Genomic DNA, 21,930 nt, shown 5'->3' with positions numbered 1-21,930 from the left:
TTAATAGACTTAATTAGTGAGCTGGTTAGTGAACTAATATTTAGGTCGGAATGACAAAATTTGATTATCTAGACTAGTCATAGAAACCAGAGAGCGGATAGATTCGTGACCCTATTTGATTACATCGTATTGTTCATCATTATTTGTTCTGTCGTTATCAGCACGATGCGCGGGCTGGTAAAAGAAATTTTGTCTTTGATCAGTTGGATCGTTGCCTTGGTCGTCGCGAATGCATTTGGCGCAACGGTGGCGGCTTGGTTGCCAGATGTGATTCCAGGCCAATTGACACGCATGATCGTAGCGTTTTTGGCTTTATTCATCGGTGTTCGACTGCTAATGGCTTTGTTAATGCGAGCGGTGGATGCCATGATTAAAGCGGCAGGTTTGAATCTGGCAGATCGCGGTCTAGGTGGATTATTCGGCTTGGCACGTGGTTGTGTCATTGTGATGGCAGCAGTCTTGGTCTGTGGCATGACCGCCATTCCGCAGCAAGCATTTTGGCGTGACGCTTTATTGAGCCCAGTCGCGGTATCCGCAGTGCGTACTGTGATGCCATTTTTACCTGGCTCCGTGACCCAGCATGTTCGACTGTAATCGTCACCGTAGTGTATTTGTTTTTGTAGTTCGTTTTATTTTCTTTTCGTTTTTTTAGGAGTCCACCATGTGTGGCATCGTCGGCGTAGTTTCAAAAAATCCCGTTAATCAATTGATCTATGATGCCTTGTTGCTGTTGCAGCATCGCGGTCAGGACGCAGCAGGTATCGCGACTAGTCATGGCAATAAATTCGCCATGCATAAGGCGAATGGTCTAGTACGTGACGTGTTTCGTACTCGAAATATGCGTTCATTGCCGGGTAATATCGGTATCGGTCAGGTACGCTATCCAACTGCTGGTTCAACCAGCGAAGAAGAGGCGCAACCGTTTTATGTGAACGCGCCATTTGGTATCGTGTTGGCGCACAACGGCAATCTGACCAATGCAGCTGAACTGAAAATTGAATTATTCAAAAATGATTTTCGTCATTTGAATACCGACTCTGATTCAGAAGTTTTATTGAATATTTTGGCGCACCAAATTCAGGAAGTCGTTAGCGGTTACTCCCTCGATCCAGCGTCTATGTTCCGTGCGGTAGCGATGTTGCATAGACGTGTACGTGGCTCCTATGCGGTGGTAGCGCAAATTGCTGGCTATGGCATGTTAGCGTTCCGTGATCCGTTCGGTATCCGTCCATTATGTATTGGTACTGCGCAAACCGATCAAGGTGTTGAATACATGCTGGCAAGTGAATCGGTTGCTTTGGAAGGCACAGGTTTTAAATTTGAACGTGATGTTGCACCTGGTGAAGCGATCTTTATTGACCTTGAAGGCAATATGTATAGCGAGCAGTGTGCAGAGAATCCTAGTTTGAATCCATGTGCATTTGAGTATGTTTACCTAGCACGCCCAGATTCTACGATCGACGGCACATCGGTGTATCAGACCCGTTTAAATATGGGTAAATATTTAGCAGAAAAAATTCGCAATCAATTTGCACATGCTGATATTGATGTCGTCATGCCTATTCCGGATTCTTCACGTCCATCGGCGATGGAGTTGGCGGATAGTTTGAATTTGGATTATCGCGAAGGTTTTATCAAAAATCGTTATATCGGCCGCACATTTATGATGCCGGGCCAAGCGATTCGTAAAAAATCGGTTCGCCAAAAATTAAATGCCATCGCTTCAGAGTTCAAAGGTAAAAACGTCTTGTTGGTCGATGACTCCATCGTTCGTGGTACGACTAGTCGGGAAATTGTGCAGATGGCACGTGAGTCTGGTGCACGCAAAGTAATCTTTGCATCTGCTGCGCCACCAGTTCAGTTTCCGAATGTCTATGGTATCGATATGCCGACGCGCAGTGAATTGATCGCCTATGGACGCTCACAAGAGGAAATTTGCCGCGAAATTACTGCTGATGCTTTGGTCTACCAAGATGTCGGCGATATGAAGCGTGCGATCTCAGATGCGAATCCAGTGCTGAAGAGCATAGAAGCTTCTTGCTTTGACGGTATGTACATTACTGGCGATGTAACACCAGAATATCTGGATCGCCTAGAAGCAGCGCGTAATGGTTCTCGTCCAGATAAAGAAGATATGGTGCGTTCTCAACTGAATTTGAATTTGTCGCATAGCGTGGATTAAATATGGTTTGATGCAGTAGTATCAATTTTGTATCTAAAAAGCCTGTAATCAATAATCATTGATTGCAGGCTTTTTTTCGTCATTTGTCGTTAGTCTTGTCATAGTAAATTAAAAATCGCTACACCTCCGCCAAAGCTTCTGATCGACAAATAAATACTGCCTTGAAAGCAATTTTCATGGGAGTATTTTTGTCTTAAATTCAATTAATATAAATTTATTAATCATTAAAATTGTTTATTTTTTAATGATATAATACCTGTATTGGTATTATAAAGGCATGTGTATTAATTATTTTATGCTTGTAATTTTGAATATTATGACGAAATCTGCATATAGCCAAAATTTCATCACTGGCGTCTTAACTCTCTATAAATATCTTTTAATTAAGTCTTAAGGATGTGTTTTGTTGATCTCTTACTATTCTAATTCTTTGCCTGCAATTTCAAAAAAAGCAAATTTTGTCTTCTTTTTGGCTTTTGTATTAATGCAATTTGCTGATGTTGCTCTTGCTCAAAGTGGTCAAAGCAATGGGCAAATCGTAAAGCCGGAAGACATTGCGAGAGAGGCTATTCGACAGCAAGAAGCCAGAATAGAAGAACAGAGAAAAAAATTACAAGTAAGTCCTGATGTGTTGAAGGCTGGTACCGACATTAGTCAGTCATTTACTTTGCCGACAGAGTCAACTTGTTTTGTTTTGCGTGAAATACAAATCACCAGTGACTACCGATCAAATTTTAATTTTTTACAAGCTATCGCAGATCGATTCTTAGGGCAATGTGCTGGCGTTAATGGCTTGCGTCAAATCGTTTCTGTATTGGACTCGGTTTTGCTGGAAAAAGCTTACGTAACAACGCGTGTGAGTCTTCCAAGACAAAATCTCGCAGAAGGAAAGTTAGAGCTGTTTTTACATGTCGGGCGTATTGCTGATGTCAAGATGATTGAGGCAGGCGACGCCACTCAAGCATTGAACAGCGATTGGGGGACATGGAAGAATGCCTTCCCGATTTCTAAAGATCAAATTTTGAATGTACGTGATTTGGAACAAGGGGTAGAGCAAATGACGCGTCTACCTAGTCAAGTGATTAATACAAAAATAGAGCCGGGTGATGCAGCTAACACCAGCGTCATTTTGATAGAGCGTCAGCCAATACGTTTTAATGATCGCGTTCATGGAGGTATTACTTTGGATAACTCTGGTTCGCAAACCTTAGGCCGCGCGCAATCGTCCAGTTATCTATCTTTAGACAATCCTCTTGGTTTTAACGATATGTTGACGGTAAACGCGGGTATCAATCTGCAGAATCCCAATAACACGCATCGTAGTCAAAGTGTTTTTGCTAGTTACAGTATTCCGTGGGGATACCATCATTTAAATATTTCTCTTAGTAATAATCAATTCGCACAAATGGTGCAAGGTACCACCACCAAATTTTTATCGAGCGGTGGAAGTCATGGCCTCGACGCCAAATGGAATACGATTTTTTGGCGTAGCGCATCCACCAAAGTGAGTGCATTTGTTGGCATATCGACACGTCGTGCGAGTAGTTTTTTGGATGATGTCGAATTACTAGTACAACGCAGGCGGACTTCAAGTGCGGAGATTGGATTTTCCACCAAAACCCTATTTGAACAAGGCAGTTTTAATTTTGAGGCCTATTTCAAGCGCGGCGTTTCTTGGTTCGATGCGCAAGCTGATTTTGAAAAATCAGATGAAAGCACAATTACCTTACGACCGCGCATCTTTAATTTTAATGCTGCTTTTCAAAAATCTTTTTTGTTCGCGAGTTCAAAGACGCCAGTTCAATATAGCTTGAATTTGCGAGGCCAATACACCAGTGATAATACCCTTTCGATTGATCAAATTAGCATAGGCGGGCGCTCAAGCGTGCGCGGTTTTGACGGCGACAGTGTTTTGTTGGCAGAAAGTGGGCTAGTGCTACGTAATGATTTTTCGACTGCACTGCAGACTTTTTTTTGCGCAAATAATTCTCTCTATTTTGCCGTTGATTATGGGCGAATTGCAGGGAAAAGTGCTCGTCATTTACAGGAAAAATCTTTATCTGGCACCGCAATAGGAATGCGTACCGGGTGGAAGAATCTTTATGTGGATTTTAGTGTGGGTTATCCGTTAAGTGCTCCCAAGATTTTTCAAACACGTCGAATAAATCCTTATCTTTCCATGACGTACTCTATGTAAAAACGCAGCAATGGAATGGATGTGACGATGAAAACTTATGTCTTTCAATCAAGCGAGTTAAACAAAATGTCTAAGAGTGATCAATCAAAATCGATGTATGTTCATGCTGATGAGGTACATAATGCTGTTGCTCACGCTACTTGGAAAAAGTGGGTTATTAAATTCACTTTGTTTGCCTATCTGACACAGACTGCATTGGGATTTGTGCCCGCTTATGCGCAAACGGTGCGAGCAGCGGCACCAGTAATTTCGCAGCAAGCACAGCAACAGTCGCAGGCAGGCAAGGTGCGAGCGATTATTACACCAGCCGAACAAGCACCAGCAGGTCAAAAACCGTTGGTTGATGCTGCTGCAAATGGCGTGCCGATTGTTTTGATTGCACCACCCAATGCAGGTGGGATTTCACACAATCTTTATGCTGATTTTAATGTTGGTCAGAATGGCGTAATACTGAACAACAGTAAGGGAAATGCCTCGACGCAACTGGGTGGCATTATCGCAGGTAATTTACAGTTGGGCATGACCACGGCACGTTTGATTCTGAATGAGGTTACTTCAAGTAATCCTTCGCAATTGAATGGCTTTATAGAAGTCGCTGGGCAAAAGGCCGATATCGTTATCGCCAATCCAAACGGCATAAGTTGTGACGGGTGTGGCTTCATCAATACCAATGGACGCGTTACTTTAACCACTGGCAAATTAATGTTTGACGGCGGCGGAAATTTAAATAGTTTTGATGTGCGTAGTGGCGTTCTCACCGTAGGTGGAAAAGGCTTAAATGCTAATAATTTAGAGCAATTAGATTTATTCGCGCGCGGTATTGTGATCGAAGGTGAAATCTCCGCCAAAAATCTGAATGCTATATTGGGCTCGAATAAAATTTTACATGGCACCTTAACAGCCGCACCGATCTTGAGTGCGGGTGGCACGCCAAATTTTGCGATCGATATTGCAGAATTAGGCGGGATGTATGCGAATCAAATTTACCTGATTGCGACCGACAAAGGCTTGGGAGTCAATAGTCGCGGCCGTATTGCCTCATTAGAAGAAAATTTAAGCCTGAGTGCACAAGGCGATGTAACGCTTAAAGATAACTATAGTAAAAAAAACGTAGAGATTAACAGCACTTCCAATGTGAATTTTACAGGGAAAACTAGTGCGGAAAATAACATTAGTGTTGTCGCGCCAGATAGTATTAAGACAAACACCGGTTCTGTACTACTCTCAGAACAATTGATTTCGCTGAACACTAAAAAAATCGATAACAGTGGCAGCTTAATTCAGAGATCACCGTCAAATGATTTTAATTTGAAAGCCAATGATCTCGCCAACCACGGTCAAGTTTACTCAGCGACCAATTTAAACTTACAAGCGCAGCGCATAACAGCAACGACGGGTGGCTTACAGGCGGAAAATTCACTTCGTTTGCAGGCTCCGGTACTCAATTTTGACCAACAAACTTTGATCGCAAATAAAGGAATTCGTATCGAAGGCGATCACGTAAGTGCTGATCGTGCAGTTATACAAGCGCCAGATGTTCATCTCCAAGCCCAAAATACCTTGAACATCACCAACTCTCAGTTGAGCGCGGACAAAGACCTCCATTTACTGCAAACTGGTTTGGGTGACATTACACAATCTTCTGCTAATACCGGTAGCGCATTAGTGCTGAATGGGTCGAAGTTGTCAGCTAAGTCGGCGATTACACTACAAGGTGACGGTGTCGCGAGTAAAAGTGCGATAATAGTTGCGCCACTTATCACTCTTAATGCGGGAATAGGGCGTTTCGATAATCAAACAGGCACTTTATTCGCAAGTAAAGAACTTAATGTAAGCGTGGTCGGTGTCAGTAATGCTGGTGGGCAGATAGCGTCCACTAACAAACTTGCTTTGGATGTGCAAGGTGGGAAAATTGATAATTCATCAGGCTTAATTTCTGCGCCTCAAAGTAGTTTAAATAATGTCAGCTCTCTAAAAAATGCTAGCGGAAATATTATTACGCAGAGCGATCTTTCCTTGACAGGAGAGTTTGATAATCAAAAAGGGCAAATCGTCACGGAAGGTAGCTTGACGATTCACACGCAAAAAATAGAAAATCAGGGCGGGCTGCTGCAAGCGCGCAATGCAATTAATTTAAATGCCATTTCTGGTAACGGCATCTCTACGATCAATAATGATGACGGCGCAATCCAAAGCACCCATTCGTCGGTCACTCTCAAGGCCGATCAAATCAAAAATGCGAACGCCGCCATCGCCGCAAACTCTTTAGTCATTCAGACACAAACACTCAATGCAAATGCGGCGAAAATCTCAGCGCAAGGCGCAGTTGATTTGTCCGCGACTAAGATTGAAATGCTAGGCGCGACTATTTTTTCCAGTGAGAATATCAATGTAACAGCGGAAAGCCAGCATGGCGGAAAATTAGTAGCGCAAGGTGATGTCACGGTAAATGTACGTGACGGGCTTAGCTTGCAAGGAGGTGGTTTAGTGGCAGGACGCACGGTCAATGCAAATGCGACAGGCATCATGAATGACAATGCCGTTATTCAAGCGAAACAAGTGAATTTGAATGCCGGTAGCCAATCGTTAAGCAATCAAAATGGAGAAATTTTAGCGCTAGGTAGAGGGGGGGCTGCGGATGCTCCTTTGCAAATTCACGCGGCCGGTATCGATAATCGCGGTGGTGTTTTGTTCTCCCAATCAGGCGCAGTATTAGACGTAAAAAATCAATTGTTGGACAACAGCGCTGGAAAAATTACCGTGGTTGGCGATGTGAATTTGATTGCCAATACCACGCGTAATATTGCAGGGCTAATTGAGGTGGGAAACAGTATTAATTTTATCGATAAAACGCTCGATAATTCCCAAGGGAAATTGGTGTCTGGCGGCGATGTTGCGATTAATGCCTATGGTGGGAGCTTTCAAAATAATGGCGGCACGATCGTCGCTAAAGGAAACTTGGATGTCACCTCAGGAAATTTGCAGAATAGTGGTGCTAGTCTTGCTGCTAGTGGTGGCATTAATATCGCCGCAGAAGCAATAGATTCGAGTTCATCTAGTATTCGTGCAGGTGCAGGTCTTACAATAAGTGCTGCAAAGAATATTGCCATTGAGCACAGCACGATATCCTCCGGTGATTCCGTAAGTTTGTCTGGGGAAAATATTCATGCCAATGCAAGTTCGATCGCCTCTAATGGTAGTGTAGCCTTGAATGTCGCACGATCACTCGATATGAAAAGTAGTGATGTGCAAGCAATTGGTAGTATTAATTTAAATGCGAGCACGCTTAACGCCGATGGCAGTGCGTTGCTGAGTAATGATTTCGTAAGTTTGGTATCTGCAGGCGAGATCAACTTCCAGTCTGGCTCAATTAATGCAGGGAAAGGCGTCAGTGTTGGCGCACTGGATAAACTAAATTTGCAAGGCGCACAAATCACTAGTAATGGTGCAATGACATTGAGTGGGATAAATGTCGATGCAAGCGGTGGTCGTTTTGTCAGCGCAAAAGATGGTGCGATATTGGCTACCACAGAAAATCTCAATTTAGATGCCAGTACGATTATTAGTGGTGCTAGCCTGCAAATTGGTGGAAATGGGGTAAAAGCGAATAATGCCAATATTGCTGCCAAAGAAAATATCTCAATCACTGTTAATGATGGTATTTATCGAGCGAATAATGCATTGCATCGTAGTCAATCGGGTGATATTACAGTCAGCGCGAACAATATTGAAATTACTGCTAATGGTGTAATTGCCAGTCCAGATCCGCAGCATGGGATCTTGGCGAGCGGCAATATCAATCTCATCGCGAAAGGGGACATTAACAGCGCAGGTAATCTAATCTCTGCCGGAAAAAATGTTGCCATTACCACCGATGGAAATGTCAATAATACTGCAGGGCAAATTCAGGCCAACAAAGAAATTAAATTAATCGGTGCGGATATCAATAACAGTGCTGGTGTTATCAATGCGAAAGAAATGCTCGCGCTGACGGCGAAACTTGGTAGCGTGAATAACCAAAGTGGCAGTATTAGTAGTGGAGCACAGGTCAATATCAATACCTTGAGTGGCTTAAATCGCGCTCTAGGCAAGCCAGATTCTACGAGCGGACAGGTCGAACTGAATAATATTAATGGCAGTATCGTCGGCGTCAAAGGCGTCAATTTGAATACTGGGATAGTCGAAAACAAGCAAGGAAAAATTGCTAGCGGAAGCGATCTGAATATCGATATAGGAAGTACTGATTTTAGAAGCATATCTGGCAGCTTGCAAAGTGCAGGCGTCACCCATATTAAGGCTGGTAGTATTGATCTTCATCAAGGTAAAGTTGAAACAGGTTTAGGCATTAGTTTTGATACGAATAAATTAAAATTGCAAGATGCAACTGTTTCTGTTGCGAACGGCGATCTTAAATTCAAGATCAATAATGCCGGAACTATCGAGGCCAGTGGCAGCCTTTTAAAGGCCTCAGGCAATATAGAAATCACTGCCGGCAATACTAATTTAGATCGTGCCAGTTTGGTGAGTGGTGTCGATACCAAACTCAAGACAGCAGACGTGTCCGCACAAAAAATGCAAATTAATGCGGGCGGCAATATCGGAATCGCGAGCGCAAACTTGCGCAGCCAAGACGCCCAAATTTTTGCCAACGGGTCAATTCATGTTAAAGCGGCTCAAGTCCAAGGTGGGCACTATGCGGCGATAGGCGATATTCAACTGAGTGCCACAGGCAGTATTGATCTCAGCTTGGGTACCCAAGCTGGTTCCCTAGTGACCGATAGCCGCCTGGATGTGCAGGCGCAAGGCATTACCTTAGATCGTGCGAAGCTCATTGGAAAACAAGTTAGCCTTGATGCTGGCAATGCGGCCTTGAACATCCAAAGCGGCACAATTTTAGCGACCGATAACGCCATCAACGCAAATAGCCTACAAATAAATAGCGTAGGGTTTAACGCTAATAATGCACGTATTAGCAGCAACAGCAATGCCAGCATTCAAGCCAACAATGCGCTGTTCAATAATCAAGGCGGTCAAATCGCCAGCGTAGGTCTGCTCACTATTCAAGCCGGCGATATCAATAATGTGGGAGGCATTATCGGTAGCAATCAAAATGCCACGATCCAAGCCTTAGCGCTGAATAATCAACAAGGTAATATTCAAGCAGGTAAGCAGCTTAGCATCACCAGTAGCACGCTCGATAACCGTGGTGCGGCATTAATTGGGGTAGAGGGTGTATTAGTCAATACCTCGACACTCAATAATAGTCTTGATGCGCTCATCGCAAGCAATGTCGACATAACACTCAATACAAGCGAGTTCAATAACAGTGATAGCCAAGTGGTCGCGGGCGGCAATGCCAAAATCATTGCAAAACAAGCGCAGCTTGGTGATGGAAAAATCAATAACGAGAAAGGCAAACTACTCGCCAATGGCAGCCTGTATTTAAGTAGTGACAGCGATATCAATAATCAATCAGGCGTTATCACCGCTAAAGATATTTTGCACATACAGGCCGATGGCAGTTTCAATAATTACTTAGCCAAACTGAGCAGCGATAAGCAATTAACGCTGAATGCAAAAACAGGCGTGAATAACCAAGCAGCCAGTATCGTTTCAGGTGCCGATATTGATATTCAAACACAAGGCGACTTGGATAACGCTAACGCAAAAATTATCGCCAACAATGACACGAGCATCCTTGCAAAGAATATCAACAATAAAACAGCACTGATCAGTGCGGGTGGATCGCTCAATCTCAATGTGCAACAATTAGGCGGTGCGATTAATAATCAAAACGCCACCATTCAAGCATTAGGCAGCGCGAACATTAAGGCGCAGGGGGTAGATAATCAAGCCGGATTCATTATTGCCAAACAAAATCTTGAGATCGACTCCGGATCGGCAGCCTTGGATAATCGCTCAGGAATACTTCAAAGTCTGAATGAAAGTCTCCATATTAAAGCGGCTGACATTAATAATTTTGGCGCGCAAAGTGTGATCCTCGCCGCAAAAAATATTCAGATTCAAAATACCGGTAATGTCAATAATCAACTCGCCTTAATAGATGCTGGCGCGGAGCTGAATATTCGCTCACTAGGAAAATTAAGCAATAGCCAAGGCAACATTCTTGCCGGAACGAATGGTTTGGTTGATGCGTTTGGCATTGATAATCGCCAAGCCTCGATTGCGGCGAATGGTCATTTGAGCGTGCAGGCAAACACGGGTGCGCTAGAAAATAACAATGCAAAAATTATCGCATCAAATACCTTAACACTAGGTGCTCAGACATTAAATAATAGTAACGGCATCATCGCCGCAAATGACGATGTCGTAATCGCTTCGGACAACAAGCATGTGGGAGGGAGAGCAGGCAGCTTAGTGAATACCGCAGGACTAATTCAAAGTACCAATGCCAATGTCAGCCTCGTGAGTGGCGATTTGCTGAATCAAAATAATGGACAAATAAAGTCGCACAAGAACATCACAATTAGTGCCTCTGGTTTGCTCAATAATATGGGTAGCGCAATCAACGCAACGCAAGAGCTCAGCGTAAATGCGAGCGCTAAACTCACCAATAGCAACGCGCAATTAATCGGCGTGAATAAGTTGACAGTGGTGGCAAACGGCATCAGTTCAACACAAGGCGTGATTGGTAGCAATGGCACTGTAGTCGTGGATGCAGGTGCTGGTAGTTTAGAGAATAAAAATTCAAGTATCACAGGTATGGCTGGCGTCACATTGCGCAGTGTGGGTGCATTTTCCAATATCGATAGTGTTGTAAAAACACAAGGTGATTTACTAGCCAATGTGGGTGATCTTAGCAATCACAATAGTTTGTTAAGCGCCCAAGGCAAAGCGACTTTCACTACGCGAAATTTTGATAATCAACAAAGTAATATCATCGGTGAACAAGCATTAAGTATCAACACCCAAGGGCAGACACTCACCAGTCAATCTGGGCAGTTCGCCAGCAATGGCGATGTCTCCTTTAAAGTAGGCAACACAAATTTAAGCAATGACAAAATCGCGGCAGGCAAAGCGATTCAATTAGAGACGAATGCCCTAGTCGCCAACAATGTACAAATCGCTGCGAAAGACGATATTCAAATCGATAGTGGCGATAGCTTTTTGCAGAGCACAGAAATTCGCTCAGAAAAAAGCGTCAATCTAAGGAGCCAAAACTTAGTAATGCAAAGCAGTATGATCGCCGCGCAAAATGCGATTAACACCAAAGCAACAGGCATCAAGCTCGATGCCGTCAGCATGAGCACACAGCAAGACCTCAATGTTGAAGCTGGCAGCAGCGGCATGGATGTAAACAATACCAAGCTAACTTCTGGTGCAAACTTAAACTTGCTAGCAGGTATAGGTGGTGGCAGATTATTGTTCAATCAAGTCGATATGCAGGCCGAGAATTACCTGACTGTGACGGGTGGCGCGATGGATCTCAATGGTCGCTTACATGCAGTCAAAGGCGATCTCACTATTGAAGGGCATCAGATCGTTACACGAGGCGTTTCCGTCAATGCCGGTCAGGATATTCGCCTGACGGGCACGGGTGAGCTAGACAATACCAAAGTGAGCTATGCCGTAGGTCGAGACATTTATCTCAAAGCACAAGGGATCAATAACCGCGCGAATTCCTTTGTCAGCAATGGCTACATCAGTCTCGATGCCGGCAGCGGTATGTTGGATAACCGACTAGGCATCATTGCGAGTGCTGCGAGCAATGTCAATATCGTTTCAGGTGAGATCAACAACACCCAAAATGGCAGTATTACCGCGCAGAATGCACTTCAAATCCAAGCTGGCACAACACAAAATGCCACAGGAAAAATAGCAAGCAATAGCAAACTCACTATTGACGCTGGCCAATTAAATAATACCAACGGCACCTTACTGAGCAACACAGACTCGGTCACACTCACTGGTGGGAGTGTCGACAATACCAACAGCAGTATCACCGCAGCAACCAATCTCACGATTGATATTGGCGGAAGCTTGAGCAACGTGAATGGTAAATTGATGGGGGGCGATAGCACCAAAATCAACGCCAATACGTTGGTGGATAATCGATCCGGCATGATCTCATCGCGTGGGCAAACGATTGTGTCTAGCCGTGCTGGTGACGTGAATAACTCAGCGGCAGGCAAAATACAAAGTGAAACCGAGTCGGTCACCGTCTCAAGTAAAGCTAATTTAAATAATCAGCAAGGTGAGATCTACGGCGTAAGTGCTGCCAATGTGATTGCCGAAGGAACATTTAATAATGCGCAAGGTAAACTGATCAGCCCAGAGTTAGTCAATATCCAAGCTGGCAGATTAGAAAACAAACAAGGACTGATCAGCAGTAAAAATGTTGTAGCAAAAGTGACGGTCAACTTTGATAACCAACAAGGTCTGGTCACGAGTGATGAGCGGATTCAAATTGACACGAATAATTTGAACAATGGCGACGGCATTATCGCGGCAAAAAAAGATATCGCGATGCAAGCCACAGGAAGCATTAGCAATACGAATGGGGTTATCTCTGGCATTGACGGAGTGAAGATCAAAGCCATCAATACCACGAATAATGCCGGTGTGATTGAAGCAGGTGCTGGCGGCATACAAATCGAAGGCAATCTCACCAACAGCAACAGCGGTAGCGCGCGCGGGATCGTCAGTCTAGGCGATATTCGCCTCACAGGCAGCACTGCGACCGTCACGCAAAATGCAGGCTACATAGGCGCTTCGGGACAATTGTCAATTGATGTCGCCAATGTGAATAATACGAATAATAGCCAACTGATTGGCTTAACCGATCTGAAGCTTAATGCAAGCAGTAGCATCACTAATCAAAATAGCAGTGTCAAATCCGGTACCAATTTAACCGTCACTGCCGACACGCTCACCAATACCGCAGGTACATTTTTGGCCGCGGATAATTTAATTGTCACTGCCAACACGATCAACAATAATGCGACCAATAGTGCAGCCTATGATAAGGGGCTATTGGCAGGTGCCGATGCCATCATTAGCGCTAATATCTTGGATAACAGTAGTGGCGCCATCATCGCACTCAATCAAGTGAAAGTAACTGCGGCCGATACGCTAAACAATGCTGGCGGCAAACTGTCCGGAAACGACGTGACGATCGCCACCGCTAATTTTGATAGTGCTGGCGGCAGGGTGGATGCACAAACACTGCTCGACGTCAAAATGAAAAATTTGACGGGCGATGGCACTTTAGCTTCTTTAGGCGTCGTTAAATTAACGGCGGACGATGATTTCACCAACAACGCGACGATTGCAGCGGTCAGCAGTTTAGAGATCACGGCGAACGGCGGAAAATATGCCAACAACGGCAATATCAGTAGTCATCAAAATTTAACACTCAATGCCAACTCCTTAGAGAACAAAGGAAAAATCACCAGCCAAAACACCACCATCAATGTCGGTGAATTGAACAACGGTAGTGCTGGGGTGATTAATTCTAATCAGCTCACGACCGTCAACGCGGGTATCACCAATAACTTCGGCAAAATCTACGGCACGGCGCTTGAGATCAATGGCGCAGTCAAAAATCAAGCCGACGCCACCATTGCGTCACGCGGCAACTTGAGCATCAACGGCACATTAACGAATATGCCCGGTGCCAACGTCATCAGTCTAGGCGATATGCAATTAGGCAATGTTATCAATGCAGGTGCGCGTATTGAAGCTGCGGGCAATATTAGTATTGGGAATTTAAGTAATCGTAACTGTGTACAAGGAAGTGGTGGAGGCGGCAGTGATGCATCTGATTGCGCCAGTTTAGGTTTGCAGGCTGGAGTTACGGTGACAACTGAGACAAAAAATCAGGCTGCGCATATCGTTACGATCATACCGAGTGGTGGGACAACTGGATACTCATTGTCTGAGCTGGAAACTTATACGACTCTACGAGGCGGAACTGCCTATAAATTAGTTGCAGCGCCTTACACAAAATTTGAAGACTATACTGAAAAAATCATTTCCAACCAATACACGCTTGAAAAAGTCGTCAATTCTGCGAACCCGGGAATCGTGCGTTCTGGCGGTAGTATTTCTGTGGGCAGTGGACAAAATATCGATAGCCAAATAACGGCAGCGGGTAATATCAGTATGGGCAGTGCACAAGCGCTTGACTTAGATGGTGATTTAAATGCTGGTGATACTACCAATATCTTAACGCGAGGCACAAAGTCGGTTACCGAATCTGGTACTTCAGTTTTTTCTAAAATAGTAAATGATTGCGATTGGAAAGGTTCATGTAAGCACGTAAGAGAATATGATCCAAAGCTTAACTTTCAAACCACGACAAACACCACAAGCAAAAACAAGACGGTTGTTTTTAAAGTTGAGTCAAATTCTGTCAGTGCCGCCATTGATCCAGCCGCAATAGATCCTGCTTCATCAGCAGTAGTAGTAACAAAACTAGGCGCAAAATTAGACACATATTCACGGGGCTTGATCGACAAGGCGAGTAATACGGATGGCGGTCAAGCGGTCACTATTAATGCGACCGATGTCGCCCAAAGCGCGGGGGGCACATCCGCCGGTCGAGCGGTCGATGTAGTGACGGTCAGCTCCCCGCAAAAAGCCGCCAATGTTGAAACACAGACGCTAGCACAAGCCAATGCCGTCGTTGCACCCACGGCGAACAATAGTGGCGCCCAGTTAGCCAACGCCGATATTCATGGCAATACCAGCAATCAAGCGCTATCCATCAATGCACTACAGCAAGCGAACAACAAAGTAAGTCAGCTCACCATCAACATCGGCAGCACGCCCCAAGTGCAAGCAAAGGCCATCAGCAACGCCTTACCTGGCAGTGTCATTGCGGGAGCAGCGAGAGCCAGTCAAGAAACGCGTATCGACCAAATCAGTACCCAGTTTGCAGCTTATGCCGCCTTAATACCAACCGCCCCTGTCGGTGCGAATGGTGAAATAGGCGGACCATTAAAGGCCGTCGGCTACCCACAGACCGCGCAGCCTATCGTCAATGGCACCACCCTAACGACCAACACGCCTTGGAAAGTGCCTGCGGGTAATCTGTTTAACGTCAATGCTAAAACCGGCGCAGCGTATCTCATCGAGACCGATCCCACCTTCACCGATCAACAAAGGTTTTTAGGGAGCGACTACTTTTTACGTCAGCTCAATCTCGACCCAGAGCGCAGCTTAAAACGCTATGGCGATGGCTTTGTAGAACAAAGAGCTGTTGCCGATCAGCTAGTGGCAATGACGGGCCGTGCCAATTTAGGCGGCTACAACAGCGAACAAGGTTTCCAAGCTTTGATGGACGCAGGTGTTGCTTACGCCAAAGAATACCAACTCACGCCAGGCGTCGCCTTATCTGCACAGCAGATGGCACAACTCACGACCGACATCGTTTGGTTACAAGCGAGCACGGTCACCCTAGCGGATGGCAGTCACACCCGAGTGCTGGTGCCGCAAGTGTATCTGCGCCGTCCACAAGGCGGTGATCTCGACACTAGTGGCGCACTGATTGCCGCCAACAACATCAGCATTCGCAATAAAAACGGTGATATCAACAACACAGGCACCCTCTTAGCAGGCGTTGCCAATGCAAGAGAAACAGGCCAGCAAGGCCAACTCATCCTCACCGCCAATAACGTCAACAATCAAGGCACACTAGCCGCCAACATGATCGTGGCGAATGCAGACAAAGACATCAACAACTTAGGCGGAAAAATAATCGGCTTGAGCAATAGTGCAGGCAATGCAAATGCAAAACTTAATGACAGCAGCAACGACAGCCTAATTGCCCTCAAAGCCGGTGGTGACATCAACATCGCCAGCAACACTCGTAGCGACAGGAATAGCACGCTCAATAAAAACGGGAGCCGAAGTGAAAGTAGTACCACCAATATCGACCGCATCGCCACACTCGCAGCGGGCAATATCCAAGTCGATGCCGCAGGCAACTTCACGGCCCGTGGTGCGCAAATCGGCGCCACAAACAATTTCATCGCGACGGCAGGTAAAGACATCCAAGTGATCGGGGTACAAGAAAGCCGCAGCCTTGCTGCTAGTCACAATGCCAATTACTTCAAAGAATCAAGCACCACCAATGTTGTCAGCAATATCAATGCCGGCAATAATCTCAGCCTGATCGCGAACGCTAACGTCAACATCGCCGGCAGCAATCTCAATGCCCGCAATGACCTAGGCCTACAAGGCAGCAACGTCACCATCGCTGCAACCAAAAACAGCAACGCCATTGATATTCAAAGCATCACTAAAAACAGTCGCTCACGATCGGCACAGAACACCGAAAGCATCTCCGGCGGCAAAAACAATGCAGGCAATAACCTGACCGTGATCGCCACCGCCGCCAACACAAACACCAACGCAAACGCAACAGGCACCAACACAGACCAACTCAATGCCCTAGTCAGTAATAACCCAACAGCCGCGGGCAATATCAACATTACAGGCGCAACACTCAATGCAGAGACGGGTGTCACCAGCGTCATCGCCAAACACGACATCAACATCACCGAGCTCATTACCAACAGCAACAGCATTGCCACGAGCAGCAACAAATCGAGTAATTTACTCAAATCAAAAAACAGCAACAGCAACGCCAGCGCCAGCAGCAGCGCAGTCAACAGCAGCACCGTCAGCGGCAATCAAGTCGTCCTACAAGCCGGCAATGACATCAAGGTACAAGGCTCCAACGTCATCGCCATCAATGATTTAACACTCAACGCCGCACGCGACCTCAAGATCATCAGTGCCGTGCAAAGTGACGGCAGTACACAAAGTAGTCAAACAAAGACGTCAGGCATCACCGCCAGCTACAGTTCTGGCGTAGCGAGCATCGGCATTGGTACAAATAGTAGCAATGCGCAAGGTAGCAGCACCAATATCACCCAACACGCCTCCAGTGTTGGATCATTACAAGGCAATGCCACGCTCACAGCGGGCGAGACATTACAAGTCATTGCTTCCGATATCGCCGCTTCGCAAAACCTCACCCTCATAGGCAAAAATGTCGATCTAAGTGCCGCACAGAATACCAATCAATCGACGCAAAGCGCCCAAAGCAAAAATACTGGCATCGCCGTGGGCGTCACACTCAACCCCGTCGCCGCCTTCAAAGATGCCTACAGCGCCAGCACCAAAAACAGCCAATCTGGCAGCACCGTCGGTAAAAGTATTAGTCAAGGCGAAGGCTTCGCCGATGGACTCAATGCCGCCAGCACAGCGCTCGTCGTACAGCTCAACAACAAACAAAGCAATACCAATCAACAACAAAATGCCAGCACTGCCGGAATCAGTAGCCTCACTGCTGGGAAAGACCTCAATATCATCTCCACCGACGGCAACATCAACAGTCAAGGCACCCAAATTAGCGCAGAAGGCAACGCCTTACTATTCGCTAAAAACGACATCAACCTTGATGGTGCCCACAACACCCAAGGGCAAGACCAAGCCACAAAAAGTAGTGGGCTCAGTATCGACAACCGCAGTCGTCTAATCGCAGGCACCTTCAACAACAAGGGCAATGGCGCAGGCACCACCGACACCATCACTGGCACCCAACTCTCCATTGGTGGCAGCACCACGTTAGCGACAGAAAAAGGCGACATCCAACTCATCGCCACCAACATCGCAAGCCAAGGCGATGTCAACATCAACGCCGCTAAAAACCTTAGCATTACCAGTGGTCAAGACACGGCCAATAACGCCAACCAAAGCAACAACAAAGCCATAGGCCAAGTCGTCATCTCAGACACCGAACGCTTTGCCGGCTACCATAATGAAAAGAGTAAAGACAACAACAGCCAAGTCACCCAAGTCGCCAGCAATGTCGCCAGCTTAGGCGGCAACATCAAGCTCACTGCCGGTGATCAATACACCCAAACAGCCAGCAATGTCCTCGCCAAAGGCGACATCGGCCTCACCGCTAAAACAGTCGATATCACCACCGCCAACAACACCGGCAGCCAAAGCCAAGACAGTAGCGATCTCAAAATAGGCGCCTTCGCCCGCGTCAGCTCGCCGCTCATTGACTTGGTCAACAATGTCGAAGCCGCCAGAAAATCGGATGGACGTCTGCAAACCATGCAAAACATGGCAGCCGGCGCCAACGCCTACCAAACCGCCAGCGCAGTGAGTAGCCTAGCTGGTGGTGCAGGTAGTGGCACCTTGATCAAGGGCGAAGTCGGCATTGGCTTTGCCAGCAGCAGTGACAGCAACAACGGCAACAGCAGCACAGCCCAAGGCAGCACCATCAGAGCCGACGGCAACGTCAACATCACCAGCACAAAAGGCGACATCACAGCCCAAGGCGCAACGATCAGTGCAGGCCAAAACACAGGCACAGTCACCTTAGACTCCGCCAACAACATCAATCTACTAGCCAGCCAAAGCACCAATCAAAGCGCAGGACAAAACAAAAATGCTGGGGTAGAAGTCGGTGTCGGCTACCAAATCGGCGCTCAAACCGGTGCCTACGCCTATGTGGCCGCCAACGTCGGCAGTGGCAACAACAATGCCAACGAGACTATCAATAACAACACCCGTTTAACTGGCAACACCATTAACCTCAACAGCCAAGGCGACACCACCCTAAAAGGTGCGACCGCCACCGCCAACACCATCAACACCGATGTCAAAGGCAAGCTCAGCATAGAAAGCCTACAAGACAGCAGCCAACAAAGTAGTAGCCAAACCAATGTTGGTGGCCGTGTCCAAGTCTCGTTTGGCACTGCATGGGAAGCTTCAGGCAGCGTGTCACAAAACAAAGGCAGTGGTGCTAGCCAAGCAGTCAAAGAACAATCGGGACTCATTGCAGGCGAGGGCGGCTACCATATCAAAGCGGATACGGTTGATCTCAAAGACGGTGTAATTGCGAGCACCAACCCAAGTAAATCAGACCTAAGCACCAACGCCCTCACGTTCCAAAACATCGAGAACAAGATGGACTACCAAGCCAGCAGTGTCAGCATGGCAGGCGGTATTGGTGGCAGCAGTAGCAATGCCAACGGCAGCAGTGGCAGCGGCACTTCCATCCCTCAATCACAACACTTTGGTGACGCCAAAGGCGGCAACGTCACCCTAGGTCTACCAAGCCAAACCAAAGGCAGTGACCAAAGCACCACCTACGCCACCATAAGCGAAGGCAACATCACCATCGCAGGCAAGAGCACCACTGCCAAAGCATTAGGCATCAACACCGATGTGGCCAAAGCGAACCAACAAATCGCCACTGCCCCTAACATTAAGCATGTCCTAAAAGAACAGCAAGCGATGAGTGCAGGAGCAGGCACAGTGATTGCGACGTCAAAACAAGTAGCAGGAGATATCGCCAGCAATGCCGCCAAAACGCAAGACAGAGCACAAAAGATTATTGATGACAAAACCAGCACACCAGAGCAAATAGCAGAGGCAAAAAAAGTCCAAGCAGAGGCTAAGCAAACACAATCAGACTGGAGCGCAGGTGGCATCTACAACCAAGCTTTAGGTGTAGTCACGGCCTTAACGGTAGATAAAACAGCAGGCCAAGGTGGGGCAGCCACCGCCAATGCGGTTGGTGCAGTAGTTGCCAAACAGATTGGTGATATAGCCAAGGCAAAAGACTGGGAAGAAGGCTCCCCAGAAAAAGTCATCCTGCATGGCTTAGCAGGATTAGTCCAAGCCAAACTAGGTGGCACCAGTGAATTAAGTGGTTTTACATCAGGCGCGACTAAAGAAGCAGTTACGCCATTGATGGAAAGTTTCCTCAAAAGCCAAGGCTACAGCTATGGCAGTGCAGAATTTAATGACATGATGAAACTAGGCTCCACCTTAGTCGGTGCAGCCACAGGTGCAGTGGTAGGAGGCGGTGCACAAAACATCAATGTAGGGGCGAACATTGCATTGAATGCGGAGCAGAATAATCGGCAGTTGCATTACAAAGAAGCTGCATTGATTAAAGCTCTTGCGAACAACAAAGCAAAAGAACAATGTCGTGGTAATGCTGATTGTGAAAAACTAGCGACCATTCAATGGACTGATGCGATGGAACGTGTGGCAAAGAGTTTAGTCGATACTAAGGAACAAGCCAAAAATGAAGAGTATCTTAGTAGTTTGGTGCAAGCATCTAGCCATCCAAATAGTGAGGGAGCGAGAGGGCGACTAGATGCTTATGTAGCGACCTTAAAAACAGCACAAGCGATGCTTGCTCCTTATATGGGCGAGGTAATTATGGTCAACGGTGTGCCTAGCATAAACTATGGCACATCACAAACTTACTTTAGTGCCACAACGGCACAAAGAAATGACGATCATATCAATACCAATATTTTTGGTGAAAAGCCCAATTCGATCATACCCTTAATGCATATACGCGATGAAGATCGCGTAGAGAGACTACATGCGCAAAATGGGTCAGCTACGCCAGTTTATCCGCTGGAAGAATTGTTAATAGGGGGCGCTGTTGGGAATCGATTAGCAACGGCGGCGGGGAGATGGTTAGCTTCATTAGATGAGGTGGTTGCTGGTAAAGTGACGAGTGCTGGTGCAAGTAAATTGTCTGAGGTAGAGACTAAAGCATTGGCTGCAAAAATGAATAATTTTTATCGAGATGGCACCTCTCCAGAGTTAGTTCAGAAAACTTTTAACCAAGCTGCATTGAGTTCAACGCATAATGCTACTTCCTCAGAAGTAGTACTTGGAAAATATATTCCAAATAGCTCTCAGTCATATGAAGCCGTTGCAGAGGCTAGAGGAGCTACATATTTCTCCATGTCAGATTGGTCAGTTGTTCAAGGACAATTAGGTGCTGATCAAATGTGGAATATTAACAAAGCATTTTTAGATCAGCAGATTGCACAGGGAAAGAAATTTTTATTTACAGCTGATCCAAGCGCATCTACTGCGGGGTATTTTACTAAGCTTGAGTATCAACATTTGATCAATAATGGCTACAGAGTTATTAAGGATGGAGGGTATTATCGTGCAATTAAAAAATGATGAGATTGGTTTTTCTGCACTTTATAATACAGTCGTGAAGTATTATGAAGTTCATGGTGAGCGTTCAGTGTTTATCTTTGAAAGTCAAGAGCCCTCAGATGATTTCGATAGCGGATACTATGTGAGGTTCTTAATGGATAGAAAAAATATTATTCAGTATAAGATATGTAGCGACAGAAATATGTCTATTGCAATTCTTTCTTTAGCTATTGGACCCCATTATTTCAACCCTGGGGAATTTTGGAACTACAAAAATTCTCAACGTTTTACGCTTGAGGCTACAACGGAAGGGCTTGAATTTAATTTGAAATTGTTAGATGAATTTCTTGGGTATATGTGAGCCGACTTTCTCCCTTTTTCCCCATAGTTTACCTGAACGTTTTACAATGGTTTACGCCACTGTTTCGGGATATCGAAGCTGGCAAAATTTGCCCACCGCAAATTTATGAATTCGGGAGTGCATTAGGTAAAGATAATTCTTTTTATGAGACTGATAAGCTTTTTCATAAAGTAGAAGCAGATTTCGTCTCGGCACTAGAGGATTGGGAATCACAAGAATGGT

Annotated in this window: 5 protein-coding genes; all 5 read left to right on the top strand. The window is 45.9% G+C overall.

From position 1 onward, the window contains the following. Nucleotides 1-105 precede the first annotated feature (105 nt). Nucleotides 106-594 (top strand): CvpA family protein, encoded by a 489-nt coding sequence (locus ACFFJH_RS12840; protein WP_390213217.1) that lies wholly within the window; start codon nucleotides 106-108, stop codon nucleotides 592-594. 67 nt (nucleotides 595-661) lie between these two features. Then, nucleotides 662-2,182 (top strand): amidophosphoribosyltransferase, encoded by a 1,521-nt coding sequence (gene purF, locus ACFFJH_RS12835; RefSeq protein ID WP_390213215.1) that lies wholly within the window; start codon nucleotides 662-664, stop codon nucleotides 2,180-2,182. A gap of 484 nt (nucleotides 2,183-2,666) precedes the next feature. Further along, the gene (locus ACFFJH_RS12830; RefSeq protein ID WP_390213214.1) at nucleotides 2,667-4,379 is read left to right on the top strand and encodes a ShlB/FhaC/HecB family hemolysin secretion/activation protein; all 1,713 of its coding nucleotides are present in this window, start codon (nucleotides 2,667-2,669) and stop codon (nucleotides 4,377-4,379) included. Nucleotides 4,380-4,406: 27 nt separating this feature from the next. Further along, complete coding sequence (locus ACFFJH_RS12825; RefSeq protein ID WP_390213213.1) at nucleotides 4,407-21,368, top strand: hemagglutinin repeat-containing protein; 16,962 nt, start codon at nucleotides 4,407-4,409, stop codon at nucleotides 21,366-21,368. Next, the gene (locus tag ACFFJH_RS12820) at nucleotides 21,352-21,708 is read left to right on the top strand and encodes a hypothetical protein (RefSeq protein WP_390213212.1); all 357 of its coding nucleotides are present in this window, start codon (nucleotides 21,352-21,354) and stop codon (nucleotides 21,706-21,708) included. Before ACFFJH_RS12825 ends, ACFFJH_RS12820 begins: the two co-directional genes overlap by 17 nt. The last annotated feature ends 222 nt before the right edge of the window (nucleotides 21,709-21,930 follow it).

The sequence above is a fragment of the Affinundibacterium danionis genome, from assembly GCF_042432465.1.
Taxonomy (GTDB): Bacteria; Pseudomonadota; Gammaproteobacteria; order Burkholderiales; family Burkholderiaceae_D; genus Undibacterium; species Undibacterium danionis.
This window is presented reverse-complemented; position numbering and strand designations above follow the sequence as displayed.

Excerpts from the sequence above, each read along its gene's own strand:
- purF (WP_390213215.1), top strand. The coding sequence starts at position 662 with ATGTGTGGCATCGTCGGCGTAGTTTCAAAAAATCCCGTTAATCAATTG.
- ACFFJH_RS12830 (WP_390213214.1), top strand. The coding sequence starts at position 2,667 with ATGCAATTTGCTGATGTTGCTCTTGCTCAAAGTGGTCAAAGCAATGGG.
- ACFFJH_RS12825 (WP_390213213.1), top strand. The coding sequence starts at position 4,407 with ATGAAAACTTATGTCTTTCAATCAAGCGAGTTAAACAAAATGTCTAAG.